The sequence below is a fragment of the Nibribacter koreensis genome, from assembly GCF_039541795.1.
In the GTDB taxonomy this organism is placed as follows: Bacteria; Bacteroidota; Bacteroidia; order Cytophagales; family Hymenobacteraceae; genus Nibribacter; species Nibribacter koreensis.
In genome coordinates this window covers 1,156,188-1,173,979 of sequence record NZ_BAABGX010000002.1, presented here as the reverse complement: position 1 = coordinate 1,173,979, position 17,792 = coordinate 1,156,188, and the positions used below count along the sequence as shown (strand labels likewise).

The window sequence follows — 17,792 nt, the reverse complement described above, 5'->3', positions numbered from 1 at the left end:
TACTATTCTCGCTTTATCTCCTTCTTTCTATCCCTGCTATTCAACCTATCACCCTAACCGTTTCTCCTATTGTCATCCTGAAAGGATCTTGTGGGCCAGCTAAATAGGCTATGACTAAACGCTTTCCTATTTCCTGCTTCAAGCTTGTAGCTTGGAGCTAACCATGCTGGCAAGTTTTCAACTTGCTTTTATAACCAGTTCCTTTCCGCAAGTTTTTAAACTTGTCTCATGTTTACCCACAAGCTATAAGCTTGCGAGAGGATAGTTGCCGTTTTTGGCCTCTTTCCCAGAAAACAGGCCAAAAACGACAGTAGGCTCTTTGCACTTAGCACTCGCTACTACAGCTTGCCGACAAGATCCTTTCAGGATGACAATAGGGGGAGTATAAGTGTAGTTGATTCGTTGGGTTTTACTTACAACAACTGGCTCAAGGCAATCTCGAAAGAGGTTTTGGCTATCTCGGTTTTCTCTGGGTGGCGGGCGTGGGTTTTCTCTAGGGCCTGGCCAATGGTGCGGGAGATGTCGGTGAAGATGGCTTCATCCGTAATCTCCACGTCCTGCTCCATCAAGTAGGCAAATACGCGGGCCATGCCGCAGTTGGCAATAAAGTCGGGGATGACAGACACGTGCTGGTCGGCAAACTCACCCGTCGGCCCGAAGAAGATTTCAGGGTCCTGGAACGGTACGTTGGCACCGCTGGAAATCACCTCTAGGCCGTGCTGCAACATGCGCTCCACCTGCTCTTTGGTCACCAGTCTGGAGGCGGCCGCCGGGATGAAAATCTCAGACTCTAAATCCCAGATGCGGGCGTTGGTATCGTCAAAAGACAAAAGGTTTTCTGCGTACAGCGTGTTGCCGCGGCGGTTGAGGAACAGGTCTTTGATTTCGTCAAAGGAGAAGCCTTCTGGGTTAATCAAACCACCCGCGCGGTCTATGATGCCCACAATCTTCACGCCTTCAGACGCCAAATAATAGGCGGCGGCGGCGCCTACGTTGCCCCAGCCCTGGATGATGGCGCGTTTGCCTTGCAGCTCACCGCCCCAGATTTGGTAGTAATGACGAACGGCCTCGGCCACGCCATACCCCGTAATCATGTCTGCGATGTTGTATTTGCGGCTCAAGGAAGGAGAATAGTTGGGGTCCTCAATCACCTTGCTCACGCCCTGGCGCAGTTGGCCCAGTTTGTTGATTTTCTGCGGTTCGGTGGCTTTGAAGTGGCCGTTCACAATGCCTTCCTGCGGGTGCCACAGGCCGTATTCCTCGGTCATGGGGATTACCTCATGGATTTCGTCCACGTTGAGGTCGCCGCCGGTTCCGTAGTAGTTCTTCAATAAAGGGAACACCGCTTTGTACCAGCGCTCCAATACGCCTTTCTTTCTAGGGTCTGCCGGGTCAAAGTTGATGCCCGACTTGGCACCGCCAATGGCCGGGCCCGAAACGGTGAACTTCACTTCCATGGTTTTGGCCAGAGACTCCACTTCGCGCTTGTCCAGGCCTTTGCGCATGCGGGTTCCACCACCGGCCGCGCCGCCTCTCAGGGAGTTGATGACCACCCAGCCTTCGGCCTCGGTTTCAGCGTCTTTCCACTCAAAAACAATCTCAGGACGTTTCGTCTCAAATTTGGCCAGTAAGTCTTTCATAGAAATGAAGTGTTGGTTTTTGATGATGGCGCAAAGGTAGGATTTAACGAGCGTTCCTCCTTAGCAGAAAAATAAAAACCAGAATAATTCTATTGTCCTTGAAAGACCTAGCCGTTTTTAGCCTGTTTTTTGGAAATAAGGTCAAAAACGAATTACATCCAGTAGATGGCGCCGCCGCAGTTGTCCTGGCTGGCACCTGTCACGCTCTTCAGGCAGTTGGTTTCCTGCCGCCAGCGCAATACGCCCAAGAATGCGAAAATGAGCGCTTCCTTGAAATTGACCAGCTCTGGTTCCGGCACCACCACTTCAAATTCAGGTCCTAAGTAATGTTGAATCTGCTCCACCAGAAAGCCGTTGAAGGCCCCGCCGCCGGTCAACAACAATCTGCCATGGGCTTGGGAGGCGTGCTGTTTCACAGATTGGGCCACTTGGTAGCCAATATGGTGGCAGGCCGTGTTCAGTTTGTCTTGGGTTGATGCTTTGGAATGACTCAAGACCTTGAGGCTGTTCTCATCTGCCCACTCTTTGCCGATGGATTTTGGATAGGCCGCCGAGAAATAGGAGGCTTCATTGAGCTTCTCAAACAGGTCTGGCTGGAATTGTCCTTGTCTGGCCAGCTCGCCATTGCGGTCATAGGCAAAGCCTAATTCCTCGGCTAAGGGGTTCAGGAGCATGTTACAGCAAGAGATGTCAAAGGCCACGCGGCGGTCTAGCCCTTCCTGGGAGATGTTGGAGATGCCACCCAAATTCAGGCAGAAATCATAGTCTGAGAAAAGGAGTTTGTCCCCGATGGGCACCAGCGGAGCGCCTTGCCCACCCAAGGCAATGTCCAGGGTCCTGAAGTCGCAGACCACGGGCAGGCCGGCGGCGGCGGCCAGGTAGGCGCCGCTCCCCACTTGGAACGTAATGTCCAATTGCGGCTGGTGAAAAATGGTATGGCCGTGCGAAGAAACAAAATCCACCGAAAGTTTATTGGCCTCCACGAAGTTTTTTACCAACTCGCCCAAATAGCGTCCGTAGGCCCTGTCAGTGGCAATTATCTCGGCGGCGCTGGCTTCTGTGAGCGTTGAAAGACGCTTCAACCAAACATCTGTATATGGAAGTGTTTCAGTATTAAGGATTTTATATATCCAATTCTTTTCATTATACGTAAATCTGCAATAAGCTAAGTCAACTCCGTCAAGGGAGGTGCCTGACATTATTCCTATAACATGGTAAGTCGCCATGCGTTAAAGTAACATAATGTTCAGGTACCGTCAAATACTGGAGGGGATTTGGCGGGTTTAAAGGCGTGTAGTAGCGCTAATTGTAGTACTGGTAAGTGTGTCCCTTATGAAAAGTTTATTATCCAGAGTTGAATCTAAGAAGATAGATAAGGCGGCGTCCATGCTGAAGGTGTTGGCGCATCCTAAAAGGTTGGCCATTGTGGATCTTCTGGGTAAGGAAGACAAAATGACCGTGACGGAAATCTATAACTATTTGGATTTGCCTCAGGCCATTGCCTCACAGCATTTGATTACCTTGAAAGACAAGGGAGTTCTTTCTTCCTTTAAGGTGGGCACCAAAATCTATTATTCCCTTTCCATCCCTAAGCTGATTGATGTGATTGACTGCCTGGAGGAATGTTGCGGTGACCTGTAATCTTTCTCCGGCGTAAGTAATCTGTCAAGTAAGTACCCCCTGGAACCGTTTCCAGTCTGCAGTTGGTGTAGGCTAGAAACGGTTTTATTTTTTGCCGCCAGATTCTTTGTACTTGAGTACCAGCACTGCTGGCACAGGGCGCTGGCCTTCCTTGTCTGATGGCTTTATGGTGTCCCTGCCTTTTATAAAGAGGGCACTAGAGCCGCCGCCATCTAAGTTCACTGCTTCCTGACTACCCAAATCTATCATGAGTTGGGCCAGTTGGTCCAGGGTGGCGCCTTCGGCTACGCCCTTGTTGCGGCCTTCTACCACCAGAATAATCAATTGGTTGTTTGGTGTATAGCCCATGGCCGTCCGCGGATTTAGCCCTCTAAAGCTGGCCCCGCCGCGCATTTCTTCTTCTGCCGTTATGTGCATCTGCCCATTCTGTACTAAAACCGGTCCTCCGGCCACGGCTGTGCGGGGCTTCCAGCGCCTCATGCCGGGTACATTGCGTTTTGAAGGTGCCGGAGCAGGCAGGTCTCCTATTTTTGTGGGGTAAGGTGCAGACAGTTCTACGGGTTTCTTTTTCTTACCTAGGGTATAGGCCCATGCCACATCAGCTCTCCCTTTCTTAAAGAAGCCAATGGCACCCGTGGTGGGGTGGTAGGTGAGGGTGTCATTACCCTTGGGGTTTTTGCGTTTGACAGACGCTTGCGCCGCCAGCACTTTCCCGTTATTGATAACCAGATTCAAGTTGCTGTTGTCTGCGAAGGAAAAGAAGGTAGTGTTTACCACGGCTAGGACCTGGCCGGCTTCCTGGTCATAATACTGTTTGGGTGTATAGCGCTTGCCATTGCCTACTCTGGTTTCAATTTCCAGCTTCGGGTCTTTTAAATCTGCTAGCAAATAGTAGGCCTTGAAAGGCTTACCGTCTAATGAATCTGTGGTTGAAAATACCTTGACCGAGGCTGGCAACCCTTGTTGGTGCTCTATTGACGGTGCCCAGGTAACCTGTGCCCAACTTGGTATAGAGATTAGAAGTGCGAAAAGAATAGTGAGCATCTTTTTCATGAGACCAATATAAACGGAAGCGGGACTCTCTGTAAAGAAAGTCCCGCTCTATAATAAGGTTTGCGTTGGCTTAGTGATTGGCCTCTGCAGATTGTTTTTCTAAATCAAACAGGTCAGTTAAGACATCAATCAGAGTCTCGGCTTCACCGCGTTTGCAGGCGGCCTTTAGTTGAAGCACCGGTAACTTGATGATTTTTTGCATCATGGACTTGGTGATGTCGTCAATGTGCTTGGCTTCCTCAGCAGAAACCTTCTTCATGTAACGGGCCATCTCTTCCTGACGGATGGTTTCCAGGGCGTTCTTCAGTTTCTGGATGGTAGGGGAGACGTTCATCTCTTTGCTCCAGTCCTCAAAAGAAGCGATAGACTCGGTGATAATCTGTTTCACGTGCGGTACAGACTCCAGACGGCGTTGCAGGGCCTCAGAAGCTTTGCTTTGGATGGTGTCAATGTTGTACAGCAACACACCCGGCACGCTCTCTACTTCTGGCTCTACACTGCGCGGTACGCTCAGGTCAATAAAGAACTTGTAAGTCAAGACTTCCAGACGGCTTACCATTTCTTTGGTAAAGAACGGCTCATCGCGGGCCACTGAGGAGATAATGACATCGGCCTCTTTCATAGCTTCTACCAGATTCTCAAACGGAACCACTTCCAGACCGCACTCATCGGCTAAGATTTGGGCCTTGGCTTGGGTGCGGTTAGAGATTTTTACGTTCTGGAACTCTGAGTCTTTCAAGTGACGGCACACATCGGCGCCAATCTCACCTAAGCCTACCACTAAGATTTTAGGGTTGGCTACCTCGGCGGTCAGGCTTTCTACCAGTTCCAGGGCAGCGTAAGAAGTAGAGGCGGCTCCGTCACGGAACGAGGTCTCTTGCACTACGCGCTTGTTGGTAAAGAAGATGGTGTGCAACAAGCGGTGCAGGAACGGGCCGGCGGCCTCATTGTCTGCGCTCCACTGGTAGGCTTGCTTTACCTGGTTGGAGATTTGCATGTCACCTACCACTTGTGCCTCTAGGCCCATGGCCACGTTGAACAGATGCAGAACGGCGTCTGCGTGCTCATTGACAATGGTGAAGTAGTCTAGGTACTGTGAAATGTTCTGGATTCCCTTGCTGATGCCCAACAGCTTCACAATCTCGTGGCTGTAGTCAGAGTCAGCGGTATAGTAAACCTCCGTGCGGTTGCACGTGGAAAGTACAAGGATGTCAGTAGCTTGGATGTATGTTTTGAGCGTTTGCAGGAACTGTCGGCACGACCCCTCATCCAACGCGATAAGCTCCCTTATGTCTAAAGGCGCTTTTTTATGTGAAAGACTGACGGCTCTAAAGTTTTGGAACATACGGCACTTTAAAATAGCACGCAAAATTACAATCGCAATAGTTAAGATGAAACCATATTCTTTTATTATTTCATCTATTTATAGTCATTCAAAATTAGCGCGGGTAGACGCTTCTTCTGCTATCTTCGTTAAGAGTATGCTTAAATTGCTCTGGGCATAACCCTCTCACAGGACGGGCGTATCTCCTGAAGCGTTGCTTTGTACATGATTCCAACCTCCATTTATTCTAAAAAAGCCCGGATTAAGCTCCTCATCATGACCATTGCCCTGGTCATTGGCGCGTCTACCGTGATTTATACCAACCTTTTGGTGGCCAAACTCTCTGAGCGCGAACAACAGCTCATTGACTTGTACGCCAAAGGGTTGCGCTATATGAACAACGCTGATATTAACAGCGGAAACCTAGTGTTCATACAGGAGGAAATCATTGACGCCAACCGCTCGGTGCCCGTGATTCTCACAGATGAGAACGAAGAACCCATCGCCTATAAGAACCTCACCCTGCCCCAAAAGATTTCAAAAAAGCGCGAAAATAACCTCCTGCGCCGTGAAATTGCCAAGATGAAGCTTCAGCACAAGCCCATTGTGGTGGAGGAGCCGGGCGTGTTCAAGAACTATATTTTCTACAAGGATTCTGAGTTGCTCACCCAGTTGCGCTACTACCCATATGTGCAGTTGACGGTCATCGCCTGTCTTTCTTTGATTGCCTATTACGCTTTCAGTTACTCGCGTAAGGCTGAGCAGAACCGGGTATGGGTGGGTTTGGCCAAAGAGACGGCGCACCAGTTGGGTACACCGCTTTCTTCGCTCATGGCTTGGTATGAATACATGAAAGGAAGCCCGCGCTTTGACAACGAGCCCATTGTGGAGGAGCTGGGCAAAGACGTGCGACGGCTGGAGATTATCACCGAGCGCTTCTCCAACATCGGGTCTGTGCCGATTTTAAAAGACGAGCCTTTGAAAAAGGTGGTGGAGAACGCCATTGGCTACCTGCGCAACCGCGTGTCCCAGAAGGTGGCCATCACTATAGAAACTGAGTTCCCAGAAGAAACCACCGCCAAAGTCAACATACCCTTGTTTGAGTGGGTGATTGAGAACATCTGCAAGAACGCCGTGGATGCCATGGATGGGAAAGGAAGTATTGTCCTGCGCATTACCAAAAGCAACACTAAAAACGCCATCGCGCTAGACATCCAGGATACCGGCAAAGGCATCCCGAAGACCAAGCAGGAAGAAGTCTTCGTGCCGGGCTTCACGACCAAGAAACGCGGTTGGGGCTTGGGCCTAGCGCTGGCCAGACGTATTATTGAGAACTATCACCAAGGTAGGCTCTTTGTGAAATCCTCTGAGGTAGGCAAAGGCACCACGTTTAGAGTGGTGTTGAACCGGTAGGGCGTTTTTGGCCTGTTTTGGTGAAAAGAGGCTGAAAACGCTTTAGTGGAAGAGATTGCGGACTCTTTGATAGAGACCTCGTGGTGTGTACCAGTTGTGCCAAGCTATAACTTCTGCACCACCTAGAACTCGTGTATCTGATTCCATTACAATAATTAGATTCTCTAGCTGTGATAAATCTTCTATTTTCTTTTCCTGTGGTACATATCCAATGAAATTGAATAAAATTACTTTTTGAGCGCTTGTATAATCCTTTGGAATTGTAAGTGAAAATTTGCCATCTGCATCTGAGGCAACTGCGATTTGACTGTATTTTAATTGGATAGTCGTGCCTGCAATTGGCTCTTTGGTTTCTCCATCTAACACCTGGCCTTTTATGGTGATAGTGCCGTCTTGCGCTGGAAGTGTATTCTTTTCCTGAGGCTGTACCCCAATAGTTGTGAATAGACTTTCGTGAGTAGTAGGAGTGATGTTTTTAGTTTGAGCTTCAGCTGTCTTAGTACTCAACCACGCGGAAAGTCCTAATGCCAGTGCTCGCCATGTCCAGCTTTGCCCAGAAGTACCTGCTACAAGTTCTCTGGCTAATTGCTTTTCTGTGAACCGTCCGCAGGTGTTTCCTTTCTGCTTATTCAGCCAGCGCACTACCTCAGCATCTGTCATGGAAGTAAAGTCCACCACCGTCTTCTGGCAACTGTGGCAAAACCTTCCTTTTTCTTGGCGCGTCATAGCGCTCCAATCCTCGTGGCAAGGTTCAGGCACTGTGACGGTCAGGCGGCTTTTGAACATACAGGTCGTTTTTGGGCTGTTTTCTGAAAATTAGGCGAAAAACGGAATTAGCGGACGAACTAATCTTTTTTCTGTGAGGGTGTGATTGTCTTTATGTATCCGGGTTTAGCTGCGCAGTGAATGGAAATTACTATTTCTGTTTTTGCAGTTAAATCAGGAGATAAACCAATTACTAAGTTCTGTTGCTTGTGAATGTCTTGCAAGACTATTTCTTGTTTCAGGTAGCCAATGAACGATACTACCAACGTTTGCGGACTTGCCAACTGACCTTCTGTGACAGCAATGGTGAACTGCCCTTTGGCATTGGTTGGTACACCAGTAGAGGTACCTTTCCACATGACCGTTACACCCGGCATCGGTTCTTTGGATGCTGAATCAAGTACTTTTCCTTTCAGCACTTTAATACTGTCTGAGGAAGCTACTTTAACAATGATAAGAGACTGATTGTCACTTAGGGAACAGATTGCAGCTGGCTTTTGAAGCTGCGTTGATGCTATCGGTTTTGCTTCTGCACCTTGTATGCTTAGCCAAGCAGATAGCCCTAGAGCCGCCGCTAGCCAAATCCAACGCTTTTTGCTGATAGACACGGGTATTAATCCCTTTCTAGAACCTTGAGGGTTCATGGCGTTGCATGCCTCGTGGCAGGGCTGGGGGACGGAAACGGTGAGGTGTTGGCTAGGCATGAGACATATAGCTATGTCTAAATATACGCAAGCTTCTACAGTTCTGATTATTTTCATTAAATTTCACCTCGAAATTCTACACCAAACAAACAAAGTGAGTCTAAAGAGCCTTTTCCGTCGCAAGAGTTTGACGGCCTTATTACACACGCCTCCCGCCGATGTGGCCGCCCACCCGGGCACCGTAGAGGAAGGATTGGAGCGCAACCTGACCGTACGTGACTTAACCTCTCTGGGTATTGCCGCCATCATTGGAGCCGGTATCTTCAGTACCATTGGGAATGCCAGCTTTGAAGGCGGTCCGGCGGTGTCCCTGTTGTTTGTCTTCACGGCCATTGCCTGTGCGTTCTCCGCGTTGTGCTATGCGCAGTTCGCGGCTACCATTCCGGTAAGCGGCTCTGCCTATACCTACGCCTACACGTCTTTTGGCGAGCTGGCAGCTTGGATTATTGGTTGGGCACTCATCATGGAATACACGGTGGGCAATATTGTAGTGGCCATCTCCTGGAGCGATTATTTTACTGGCCTCCTGAGCGGGGTTGGGTTAGACCTGCCTATTTGGCTCACCATGGGTACCCAGAGCGCGTACTTAGGCTACCAGGCGGTGCAGGACTTACTGGCCTCGGGCCAACCGATTACGGCGGCAGACTTGCCTACCCAGGAAGCCTACAGAACCTGGATGAGCGCCCCTGATTTTATGGGGGGTAAACTTGTGATTGACTTGCCGGCGTTCATGATCAATGCCTTGATTACTGCGTTGGTGTACATTGGGATTAAGGAATCTAAGAACGCTTCTAACCTGCTGGTTATCCTAAAGATGTCAGTGGTGTTTGTGGTAATTGCCGTGGGTATCTTCTATGTGCAACCAGAAAACTGGAGCCCATTTGCGCCTAACGGCATTGGCGGCGTTTTGAAAGGCGTGTCTGCGGTGTTCTTCGCCTATATTGGCTTTGACGCCATCTCTACCACCGCCGAGGAATGTAAAAACCCCCAGCGTGACTTGCCAAGAGCCATGCTCTATGCCTTGGTCATCTGTACTGTTTTATATGTGATTATTACGCTGGTATTGACCGGTATGGTGCCGTACACAGAACTAGCCGTGGGTGACCCCTTGGCCTATGTGTTCACAAAAGTTGGTGTGGATTGGTTGGCCGGTGTAGTAGCGGTCAGTGCTATTTTTGCAATGGCTTCTGTGCTGTTGGTGTTCCAGATTGGACAGCCGCGTATCTGGATGGCCATGTCACGTGACGGTCTGTTGCCGCCGGTGTTCTCTAAGGTGCACCCGCGTTTCAGGACGCCTTCTTTCTCTACCTTGGTAACTGGTTTCTTTGTGGGCGTACCGGCCTTGTTGCTGAACATGGACCTGGTAATTGACCTAACCAGTATTGGTACCTTGTTCGCGTTTGCCCTAGTGTGCGGTGGCATCTTGATTATTGACCCGCGCGGTACCTCAGATGCCCGATTTAAAGTACCTTACCTGAACGGTCGCTTTCTGGTGCCGTTGATTTTAGCCATTATTGGCGTGATGGTATTATTATACAACCGCACGGCTATTAATGAATTCTGGAGTGCCGTAGCCTGGAAAGGCGGGTATGAGGAGTTCAAGCACCAGATTCCTATGCTTGTGTTCTTGATCTCGTGTGTGCTATTGACGTGGGTGTCCTTTACTAAACAACTATCCCTGTTGCCAGTGCTGGGCTTGCTGACTAACCTGTACTTGATGACCCAGCTGGGCGTGAATAACTGGTTGCTGTTCACCATCTGGTTGTTGATTGGCTTGGCCATTTACTTCGGGTATAGCCACAAACACAGCAAACTGGCCGTGAAAGCCTAACAAACACAAAACTGTTTCTATAGTAATAAGAATCCTCTGTCTCGGGTCATATGAACATCCAAGGCAGAGGAGTACACCTGAGCCCGTTAATCCAGTGATTGAAAAGGACATCCCCGAAAGTAATTTGCAACTCACCTATAGAAAGGACATGGGCATTCTGTTTCTGCGCTGGTCCAATAAAGTGGGTTCAGAACTGTTGCGGACGGGGTATGCCCAGGCCCTTGATTTTGCCGAAGAAGTAGGAGCGCACCTCTGGCTCTTTGACCTGCGCGGCAGAGGCGGAGCCACGCCCGAGGATGAAAACTGGATTCTGCAGGAGTTCTACCCCAGTGTGCATGAGCGCCTGCAACGCATTGGGTACTTCGCGTATTTGGTGTCGCCGAGGCACTATAGCCACATCAAGGAGAACGTGGGTTTAGAGAAACTGCTCAATTACAGCCAGCACGTCAAAATCTATGCCTGCGTGTCTGAGTTAGATGCGGTGGAGTGGTTGCAATTGAACAAGACCATCACCTCCGTTAAAGAAGAGGAGTAAGGCTTACTTGGCGCGGTTCACCAAAAGCACGCCGGCCAGAATCACCGTCATGCCCACGTAGTGCATCAGGTGAATGCTCTCGCCATCGGCCACGCCCCAAATCAAGGCCACAATCGGCATTAAATACGTAGACGTGCTGGCGAACAAGGTACCGGTCATGTGAATGAGCTTGTTGTAGAGTACCAGGCCAATGGCCGTGCTGAAGACCGCCAAGATGGCAATGTACCCTAGCGCCTCCCAAGCCTGCGGCACGGTGTTCAGTTTATGGAACGCATCTGTCGTGCACAGGTAGACAAACGCCAGCGGGCCCACCGTCAACAAAGCCAGACTAGCCATGGTGATGGCTTTTAGACCCACCAACTTGTGCTTGATGATGTTGAGGCTTCCGCCGTACAGGATGGTGGCCAGCACTACATACAGACCATAGAAACCGTTAGACGAATTCTCTTCTGAACTGCCCGAAAAAATCAACACCGCGGTGCCCACAATCCCAATCACAATGCCCGTCACGCGCAAGGCCGTTATCTTCTGCTGAAAGAAAATTGCCCCAATAATGAGCGTGAACAAGGCCGTCAAGGAATTCAACACCCCCGCCAAGCCGCTGGCCAACTGCGTCTCTGCGTACGCAAACAAAAACGCCGGTATGAGATTGCCAATCAAACCGCTAATCAATAAGAACTTCCATTGCTGACGCGTAGGCGCTTTCAACCCTCTCACCGCGAAGGGCAACAACGCGATGGTGGCGATGGTGATTCTGATGGCGCCCAACTCGTCTGAACTGTACACCTCCAGCCCTTTTTTAATCAAAATAAAAGACGTGCCCCAAATCAAGGCCAGACCAAACAGGATGATCCAGGCAAGAAGCGGGGTAGAAGTAGGGGCGGTGGTATTTTGAGTGGACACGATGAGGCGTTTGGGGAATGAGGACGCAAAGATAGGAGAAGCTTTTCCGTTTTCGGGCTAGTTTCTGGAAAACGGGCGGAAAACGGCTGGAGGTGTAGACACTCGTAGGAACTGCGCGTACTACGAGGTCGTTTTGGGCTTTTCGTACGTTTATGATTCAGAATTTTTTATTGCTCTTATCTTTTTTCCTTCCCTTTCTTTTGTCATCCTGAAAGGACCTTGTGAGCCAACTAGACAAGCCTTTGCCAAACGCAGATTCTCCCCTTAAGGATTGCCCAAACGAGAGTTTGAGGTAGCGGGCGTAGCTCTGAAGAGGGGGTGTTTACACCAGTTGGTTATATTCTCTCGCTGTTGTTGGTGTTCTCACCAACGACTCAAACTGCCATCCAATTCGCTCTGTCCCCCTTTGAAGGGGGTAGGGGGATGACAACTTTAGCTGGTAAATTCCATTTCAGCCTCTACCTCCCATTCCCATCTTCTCAACTTTTTACTTCACTTACTTCCCGCTCGGGCTTGTCACTTTTCTCCTTGATGAGAAAAGTAACCAAAAGAATCAAGAGCCCCCGAACTCGCTGACCGCTCAGACAGGGCGGGGGCTCAGAGAGGTGCACCTGGCTGGCGTGATTCGTTTCATGGTGAACTTACGCCACTGCCAATTGAACGGCCACTACTTTCTCCCTCAGGCAAAGAGACTTAAATTGACCAGTCTCTTTGCCCTCGGTCGAGGGCAGGCGGACAGCGGTTTGAGGGGTTGCAATGCCTACATGCGCTGGCGCGGGGGGGTAAAATAATGCCGATTTTAGCCTCTTTTCCAGAAAACAGGCTAAAATCGGAAATGCCCCGAAGAGTTGTCTTCGGGGCATTTCCGATTCATTCAATGAATGACTCAAGACTCAGAACTCGCGACTCAGGACTCTACCTCAGCGTATTCCAGCGTGTTGGCGATTTCATCCAAGATGGCGTAGATTTCTGCCGGGTCCTCGGTCTGCACCAGGCGCATGCGGTAGCTTCTCACGTTGGGCAGGCCTCTGAAGTAGTTGGCGTAGTGGCGGCGCATTTCAAAGATGCCTAGTTTTAGGCCTTTCCATTCCAGGCTTCGGTCAAAGTGCATTTTGCACATGTCAATGCGCTCCTGGATGGTGGGTGGGGCCAGTAGCTCGCCGGTTTGCTGGAAGTGCTTGATTTCCCTGAAAATCCAGGGGTAGCCAATGGATGCGCGGCCAATCATGACACCGTCTACGCCATATTTCTCTTTGTATTCCACGGCCTTCTGCGGGGTGTCAATGTCGCCGTTCCCGAAGATGGGAATTTTAATGCGTGGGTTCTCCTTGATTTTCCGGATGAGGGTCCAGTCGGCCTCGCCTTTGTACATCTGCACGCGGGTGCGGCCATGCACGGTGAGGGCCTGAATGCCAATGTCCTGCAAGCGCTCGGCCACTTCTTCTACGTTTTTAGTGGCATCGTCCCAGCCCAAGCGCGTTTTTACGGTCACTGGTAAGCCAAACGGTTCTACGGCTTTCACAATGGCCGAGGTCATGGACACCATTTTAGGAATATCCCGCAACAACGCCGCGCCCGCGCCTTTACAGGCCACGTTTTTGACCGGGCAACCGTAGTTGATGTCAATCAAATCTGGCCCCACGGCGGCAGAAATGGCGGCAGACTCGCGCATGGCTTCAATCTCAGACCCGAAAATCTGGATGCCGATGGGCTGCTCGTAATCAAATATGTCTAGCTTCTGACGGCTTTTGGCGGCGTCCCTGATGAGTCCTTCAGAAGAGATGAACTCGGTGTACATGAGGTCGGCGCCGTTGGCCTTGCACACTGCCCTGAACGGCGGATCACTCACATCCTCCATAGGGGCCAGCAACAGCGGGAAGTCCGGAAGCTCTATCTTGCCAATTTTTACCACGTGGAACAGTTTAATAATTTCGCGTAAATTTACGTCAAGTAAACCACACCGCCTATATGAAAGGTTTCATCTCTACCCGTCAGCATCCTTTTACCTCTATTCTATTGCTGACGGCTTTTGTCATTGCAGGCTTTTTTGTGGGCATGTTCCTGTCCATGGTGCTGGTGAAAGTCCTTTTTGGGTATGGCATGGTAGAGATGCAACAACTGCTGCAAAACCCTACAGATAACCCCGAGGGGCGCCAGGCGCTGTTGGTCTACCAAGGCGTGACCATGCTGTGCGGGTTTGCCCTGGGTGCGCTGGCCTTCATCAAGTTCAACAAAGGAGACGTGGGCGAGTACCTTTCGCCTAAATCTCAGGTGCCGTTCAATGCTTTGTTGCTTAGCGCCGTGCTCATTATTTTGATTATGCCCGCCAACTCCTGGCTCATTGAATGGAACGTGAATCTCCAGTTGCCTTCGTTTCTGCGCGAAATGGAAGCGGGCATGAAAGCCAAGGAAGAGCAGCTGAAAGTCTTGACAGAATACCTAACCAAGTTTGATACGATTGGGTCACTGCTCTTCGGGATGTTGATTATTGCGGTGCTGCCGGCCATTTGTGAGGAGTTGCTCTTTAGAGGCGTGTTGCAACAGGAGTTGATCAGGTGGTTCAAGAATCCGCATGTGGGCATTTTGCTGGCGTCGTTCATCTTCGGGGCCATCCATTTTCAGTTTTACGGCCTGTTCCCGCGCATGGCGCTAGGCATGGTGTTGGGCTATTTGTATTATTGGTCTAAGAATATCTGGGTGCCTATTTTGGGCCACTTTATGAACAACGGCTTTACCTTGCTCTTTTTGTATCTGCACCAGCAGGGCGCGGTTGACGTGAAGATAGAATCTACAGAGGCCATGCCGTGGTACTGGTCACTGGGTTCTGTGGTGATAAGCGGACTGGTTTTATATGTCTTGCACAAGGGATACAACCAAGTCACGCATCCGGCAGTAAACGAAGACCGTTTTTAGCCTCTTTTCCAGAAAACAGCCCCAAAACGAAACATCCATCGCGCAGGCCGTTTAACGCCTATCCTACCTTTATGGAGATACCAACCAAGAAACCTCTCAACAACCTGCAACAGCGCATCTGGGCCGGAGCCGCGGGCGCCACACTTTTTGTAGGAGGCATTTACTTTAGTGAGTGGACGTTCTTCCTGCTGTTTCTGGCCTTGACCGTGCTGGGGCTTCTGGAGTTCTACCGCCTGCTTACCACCAAAGGTTTTCAACCCAACCGCGCCATGGGCTTGCTCTTGGGCGTGGGTCTGTATGTGCTCTGCTTTTTAATCAAGCAGGACCAGATCACCAGCGACTGGCTGTTTCTTCTGCCACCGGTCATGCTCTTGGTCTTAGTAGCCGAACTCTACCGCAAGAAAGCCCAGCCGTTCACCAACATCGCCTTGACGCTTACAGGCGTTCTCTACATTGCCGCGCCGTTTAGCATGCTGCACGTGCTGGCTTTCTTGCCAGACCGCTACAGCTGGCAGATCATTCTGGGCGTTATGTTCTTGATCTGGGCCTCAGACACGGGAGCCTACATCGCGGGCAAGTCGTTTGGGAGGCACAAGCTGTTTCCTAGAATATCGCCGGGCAAGACCTGGGAAGGCATGGTGGGAGGCGTCATCCTGGCGCTCACAGTCGCTTATGTGTTGTCTATCTATTTTGAGGACCTTACCCTGGTGCAGTGGCTGGGCGTGGGCGCGTTGGTGTCTGTGTTTGGCGTGCTGGGTGATTTGGTGGAGTCCATGCTGAAAAGAAGCCTAGATGTGAAAGACTCAGGGACCTTGATTCCTGGGCACGGCGGCATCCTGGACAGGTTTGACAGTTTAATCTTAGTAGTGCCTTTTTTGGTAGCCTTTTTGGAGTTAGTCCGTTAAGCAAGAACAAATCATGAATAGCGCATTGATTTCTGGCTTTGCGTTAAAAAACTTCTAATTTTGTGACCCTAATAGAACCCAGAATTATAAAATTGATAATATGGCCTATAAAGAACCTGCCCCGATAAAGGACAAAGAGAGCCCATTTGAGTCTATGATGTCCCGCTTCAACATTGCTGCTGAAGCACTTGGACTAGACGATGAGACCTATAACGTATTAAAATCGCCGGCCCGTCAGGTGATTGTCAACCTGCCTGTGACCATGGATGATGGTAGCATCAGGGTGTTTGAAGGCTTTAGAGTAGTGCACTCTACCATCTTGGGTCCGTCAAAAGGCGGTATCCGCTATGATATGGGTGTGTTCCTAGACGAGGTGAAAGCCCTTGCCGCCTGGATGACCTGGAAGTGCGCCGTGGTGGATATTCCTTACGGCGGTGCCAAAGGTGGTATCATCTGTGATCCTAGCACTATGTCTGCCGGTGAGTTGGAGCGCTTAACCCGTGCCTATACCGTTGCCTTGATTGATACCTTTGGCCCTGACCAGGATATTCCTGCGCCAGACATGGGTACTGGTCCAAGAGAAATGGCCTGGTTGATGGATGAGTATTCTAAGACCAAGGGCATGACCGTGAACTCTGTAGTGACGGGTAAGCCGTTGGTATTAGGTGGTTCACTAGGCCGCGTGGAGGCTACCGGACGGGGCGTGATGGTGTCTGCCATGGCGGCCATGGATCGTCTGGGTATGGATCCTTACCAAACTACGGCGGCGGTGCAAGGCTTCGGGAACGTAGGTTCTTGGGCGGCTAAGCTGTTGGCAGAGCGCGGTGTTAAGATATTAGGTGTTAGTGACGTAAGCGGTGCCTACTGGAACGAGAACGGCATCAACATTGACGAGGCTATCATTTATAAAAACGCCCACAACGGTAGACTAGAAGGCTACATGGGTGCCGAGAAAATCAGCAATGATGACTTGTTGACTTCTAAAGTAGACTTGTTGGTGCCCGCTGCTGTGGAGGATGTGATTACCGTGCACAACGCAGATAAGATCCAGGCCAGACTGATTGTAGAAGGTGCCAACGGCCCAACGTCTGCCAACGCTGACCGCATCATCAATGAGAAAGGCATCATGGTAGTGCCAGACATCCTGGCCAACTCTGGCGGGGTGACTGTTTCTTACTTTGAGTGGGTGCAGAACCGCATGGGCTACAAGTGGAGCCTGGAGATGGTGACTGAGCGCTCTGAGCGCATCATGACCGAAGCCTTTAATAAGGTGTATGACGCCTCACAGAAATACAACGTGCCAATGCGTATTGCGGCCTACATCGTGGCCATTGACAAGGTAGCGCAGACCTATAAATTCCGTGGCGGATTCTAGGATGCCGACGCCGTAGAGGCAAAAATTTATAAAACTTAAGAAACCGCTTCCCGTCTTTGTAGATAGGAGGCGGTTTTTTTATATTTTTGCTGTAACTATCTAAAAGGAGTACATGAAAATTCACAAAGAAGGACGAAAGATTCTGTTCTTTACCTTGCTCGGCTTGTTAATCGCTAACCTGGTACTTTATTATTTTAACAGCAACCTACTCGTTAACCGAATTTTCACCGGTGCCTCTGCGATAGTATTCCTGCTCATTCTTCAGTTCTTCCGGAGCCCGTACCGCAACCTGCTGTTGCACGAGGACTTGGTGATAGCCCCCGCCGACGGGAAAGTAGTAGTGATTGAGGACGTAGAGGAGCCCGAGTACTTCCAGGGCATGCGCAAACAGATCTCCATCTTTATGTCGCCTATTAACGTGCACATTACCCGTAACCCGGTTTCTGGCGTGGTAAAGTACTTTAAATACCACCCGGGTAATTACCTGGTGGCTTGGCACCCAAAATCCAGTACCAAGAATGAGCGCACTACTACGGTGGTAGAATCTCTGGCCGGTCCAGAAGTGTTGTTTAGACAAATTGCTGGTGCCATGGCGCGTCGTATTGTGTGGTATGTAAAAGAAGGCGATGAAGTAAACCAAGGCGAAGAGTTCGGTTTCATCAAGTTCGGCTCGCGCGTAGACATCTTTGTTCCCCTAGACACCGAAGTAAAAGTACAGCTAGGCCAAAAGACCAAAGGCGGCCAGACCGTGATAGCTCAATTGAAAACCACGGTTTAAGCTGGTATCAGG

At 50.2% G+C, this 17,792-nt stretch carries 16 protein-coding genes; 8 read left to right on the top strand and 8 right to left on the bottom strand.

Annotated features, from left to right (window positions below; genetic code table 11):
- Nucleotides 1-413 precede the first annotated feature (413 nt).
- Both ABD880_RS12280 and ABD880_RS12275 read right to left on the bottom strand, forming a co-directional pair.
- Complete coding sequence (locus ABD880_RS12280) at nucleotides 414-1,640, bottom strand: Glu/Leu/Phe/Val dehydrogenase dimerization domain-containing protein (protein WP_066507816.1); 1,227 nt, start codon at nucleotides 1,638-1,640, stop codon at nucleotides 414-416.
- Between the two features lie 152 nt (nucleotides 1,641-1,792).
- A complete protein-coding gene (locus tag ABD880_RS12275) occupies nucleotides 1,793-2,866 on the bottom strand; it encodes an anhydro-N-acetylmuramic acid kinase (RefSeq protein WP_345166479.1) in 1,074 nt (357 codons plus the stop codon).
- A 106-nt stretch (nucleotides 2,867-2,972) separates the two neighbouring features.
- Here ABD880_RS12275 and ABD880_RS12270 point away from each other — a divergent pair, with 106 nt between their 5' ends.
- Entirely contained in the window at nucleotides 2,973-3,281 is a 309-nt protein-coding gene (locus ABD880_RS12270; RefSeq protein ID WP_048921996.1) for an ArsR/SmtB family transcription factor, read from the top strand.
- Between the two features lie 84 nt (nucleotides 3,282-3,365).
- Here ABD880_RS12270 and ABD880_RS12265 read toward each other — a convergent pair whose 3' ends face one another.
- Nucleotides 3,366-4,325 (bottom strand): phosphodiester glycosidase family protein, encoded by a 960-nt coding sequence (locus ABD880_RS12265; RefSeq protein WP_345166469.1) that lies wholly within the window; start codon nucleotides 4,323-4,325, stop codon nucleotides 3,366-3,368.
- Nucleotides 4,326-4,404: 79 nt separating this feature from the next.
- Nucleotides 4,405-5,679: a glutamyl-tRNA reductase gene (hemA, locus tag ABD880_RS12260; protein ID WP_345166467.1), complete on the bottom strand. Its 1,275-nt coding sequence runs from the start codon at nucleotides 5,677-5,679 to the stop codon at nucleotides 4,405-4,407.
- Nucleotides 5,680-5,883: 204 nt separating this feature from the next.
- Between hemA and ABD880_RS12255 the strand changes: the two genes are divergently transcribed.
- The gene (locus tag ABD880_RS12255; protein ID WP_345166465.1) at nucleotides 5,884-7,071 is read left to right on the top strand and encodes a sensor histidine kinase; all 1,188 of its coding nucleotides are present in this window, start codon (nucleotides 5,884-5,886) and stop codon (nucleotides 7,069-7,071) included.
- A 42-nt stretch (nucleotides 7,072-7,113) separates the two neighbouring features.
- Here the strand turns inward: ABD880_RS12255 and ABD880_RS12250 are convergent, their stop codons facing one another.
- Nucleotides 7,114-7,857, bottom strand: a complete 744-nt coding sequence (locus ABD880_RS12250; protein ID WP_345166463.1) for a carboxypeptidase-like regulatory domain-containing protein — start codon at nucleotides 7,855-7,857, stop codon at nucleotides 7,114-7,116.
- A gap of 59 nt (nucleotides 7,858-7,916) precedes the next feature.
- On the bottom strand, nucleotides 7,917-8,480 hold the full coding sequence (locus tag ABD880_RS12245) for a carboxypeptidase-like regulatory domain-containing protein (protein ID WP_345166461.1): 564 nt from the start codon (nucleotides 8,478-8,480) through the stop codon (nucleotides 7,917-7,919).
- Nucleotides 8,481-8,634: 154 nt separating this feature from the next.
- On the opposite strand from ABD880_RS12245, the gene ABD880_RS12240 reads away from it, so the two are divergent.
- Nucleotides 8,635-10,371 carry an amino acid permease gene (locus tag ABD880_RS12240; protein ID WP_345166458.1) on the top strand — a complete coding sequence of 579 codons (1,737 nt, stop codon included), beginning with the start codon at nucleotides 8,635-8,637 and terminating at the stop codon, nucleotides 10,369-10,371.
- A gap of 94 nt (nucleotides 10,372-10,465) precedes the next feature.
- Nucleotides 10,466-10,906 (top strand): hypothetical protein, encoded by a 441-nt coding sequence (locus ABD880_RS12235; protein WP_345166456.1) that lies wholly within the window; start codon nucleotides 10,466-10,468, stop codon nucleotides 10,904-10,906.
- Between the two features lie 3 nt (nucleotides 10,907-10,909).
- On the opposite strand, the gene ABD880_RS12230 is transcribed toward ABD880_RS12235, so the two are convergent.
- Both ABD880_RS12230 and dusB read right to left on the bottom strand, forming a co-directional pair.
- The gene (locus tag ABD880_RS12230) at nucleotides 10,910-11,809 is read right to left on the bottom strand and encodes a DMT family transporter (RefSeq protein ID WP_345166453.1); all 900 of its coding nucleotides are present in this window, start codon (nucleotides 11,807-11,809) and stop codon (nucleotides 10,910-10,912) included.
- A 907-nt stretch (nucleotides 11,810-12,716) separates the two neighbouring features.
- Nucleotides 12,717-13,721, bottom strand: a complete 1,005-nt coding sequence (gene dusB / locus ABD880_RS12225; RefSeq protein WP_345166450.1) for a tRNA dihydrouridine synthase DusB — start codon at nucleotides 13,719-13,721, stop codon at nucleotides 12,717-12,719.
- Nucleotides 13,722-13,777: 56 nt separating this feature from the next.
- Between dusB and ABD880_RS12220 the strand changes: the two genes are divergently transcribed.
- From ABD880_RS12220 to ABD880_RS12205, 4 genes are all read left to right on the top strand, one after another.
- Complete coding sequence (locus tag ABD880_RS12220; protein ID WP_345166449.1) at nucleotides 13,778-14,722, top strand: CPBP family glutamic-type intramembrane protease; 945 nt, start codon at nucleotides 13,778-13,780, stop codon at nucleotides 14,720-14,722.
- A 71-nt stretch (nucleotides 14,723-14,793) separates the two neighbouring features.
- Nucleotides 14,794-15,627, top strand: coding sequence for a phosphatidate cytidylyltransferase (locus ABD880_RS12215; protein WP_345166446.1), 834 nt, complete (start codon nucleotides 14,794-14,796; stop codon nucleotides 15,625-15,627).
- A 100-nt stretch (nucleotides 15,628-15,727) separates the two neighbouring features.
- Complete coding sequence (locus ABD880_RS12210) at nucleotides 15,728-17,002, top strand: Glu/Leu/Phe/Val family dehydrogenase (RefSeq protein WP_345166443.1); 1,275 nt, start codon at nucleotides 15,728-15,730, stop codon at nucleotides 17,000-17,002.
- Nucleotides 17,003-17,114: 112 nt separating this feature from the next.
- Nucleotides 17,115-17,780: a phosphatidylserine decarboxylase family protein gene (locus ABD880_RS12205; RefSeq protein WP_345166440.1), complete on the top strand. Its 666-nt coding sequence runs from the start codon at nucleotides 17,115-17,117 to the stop codon at nucleotides 17,778-17,780.
- Nucleotides 17,781-17,792 lie beyond the last annotated feature (12 nt).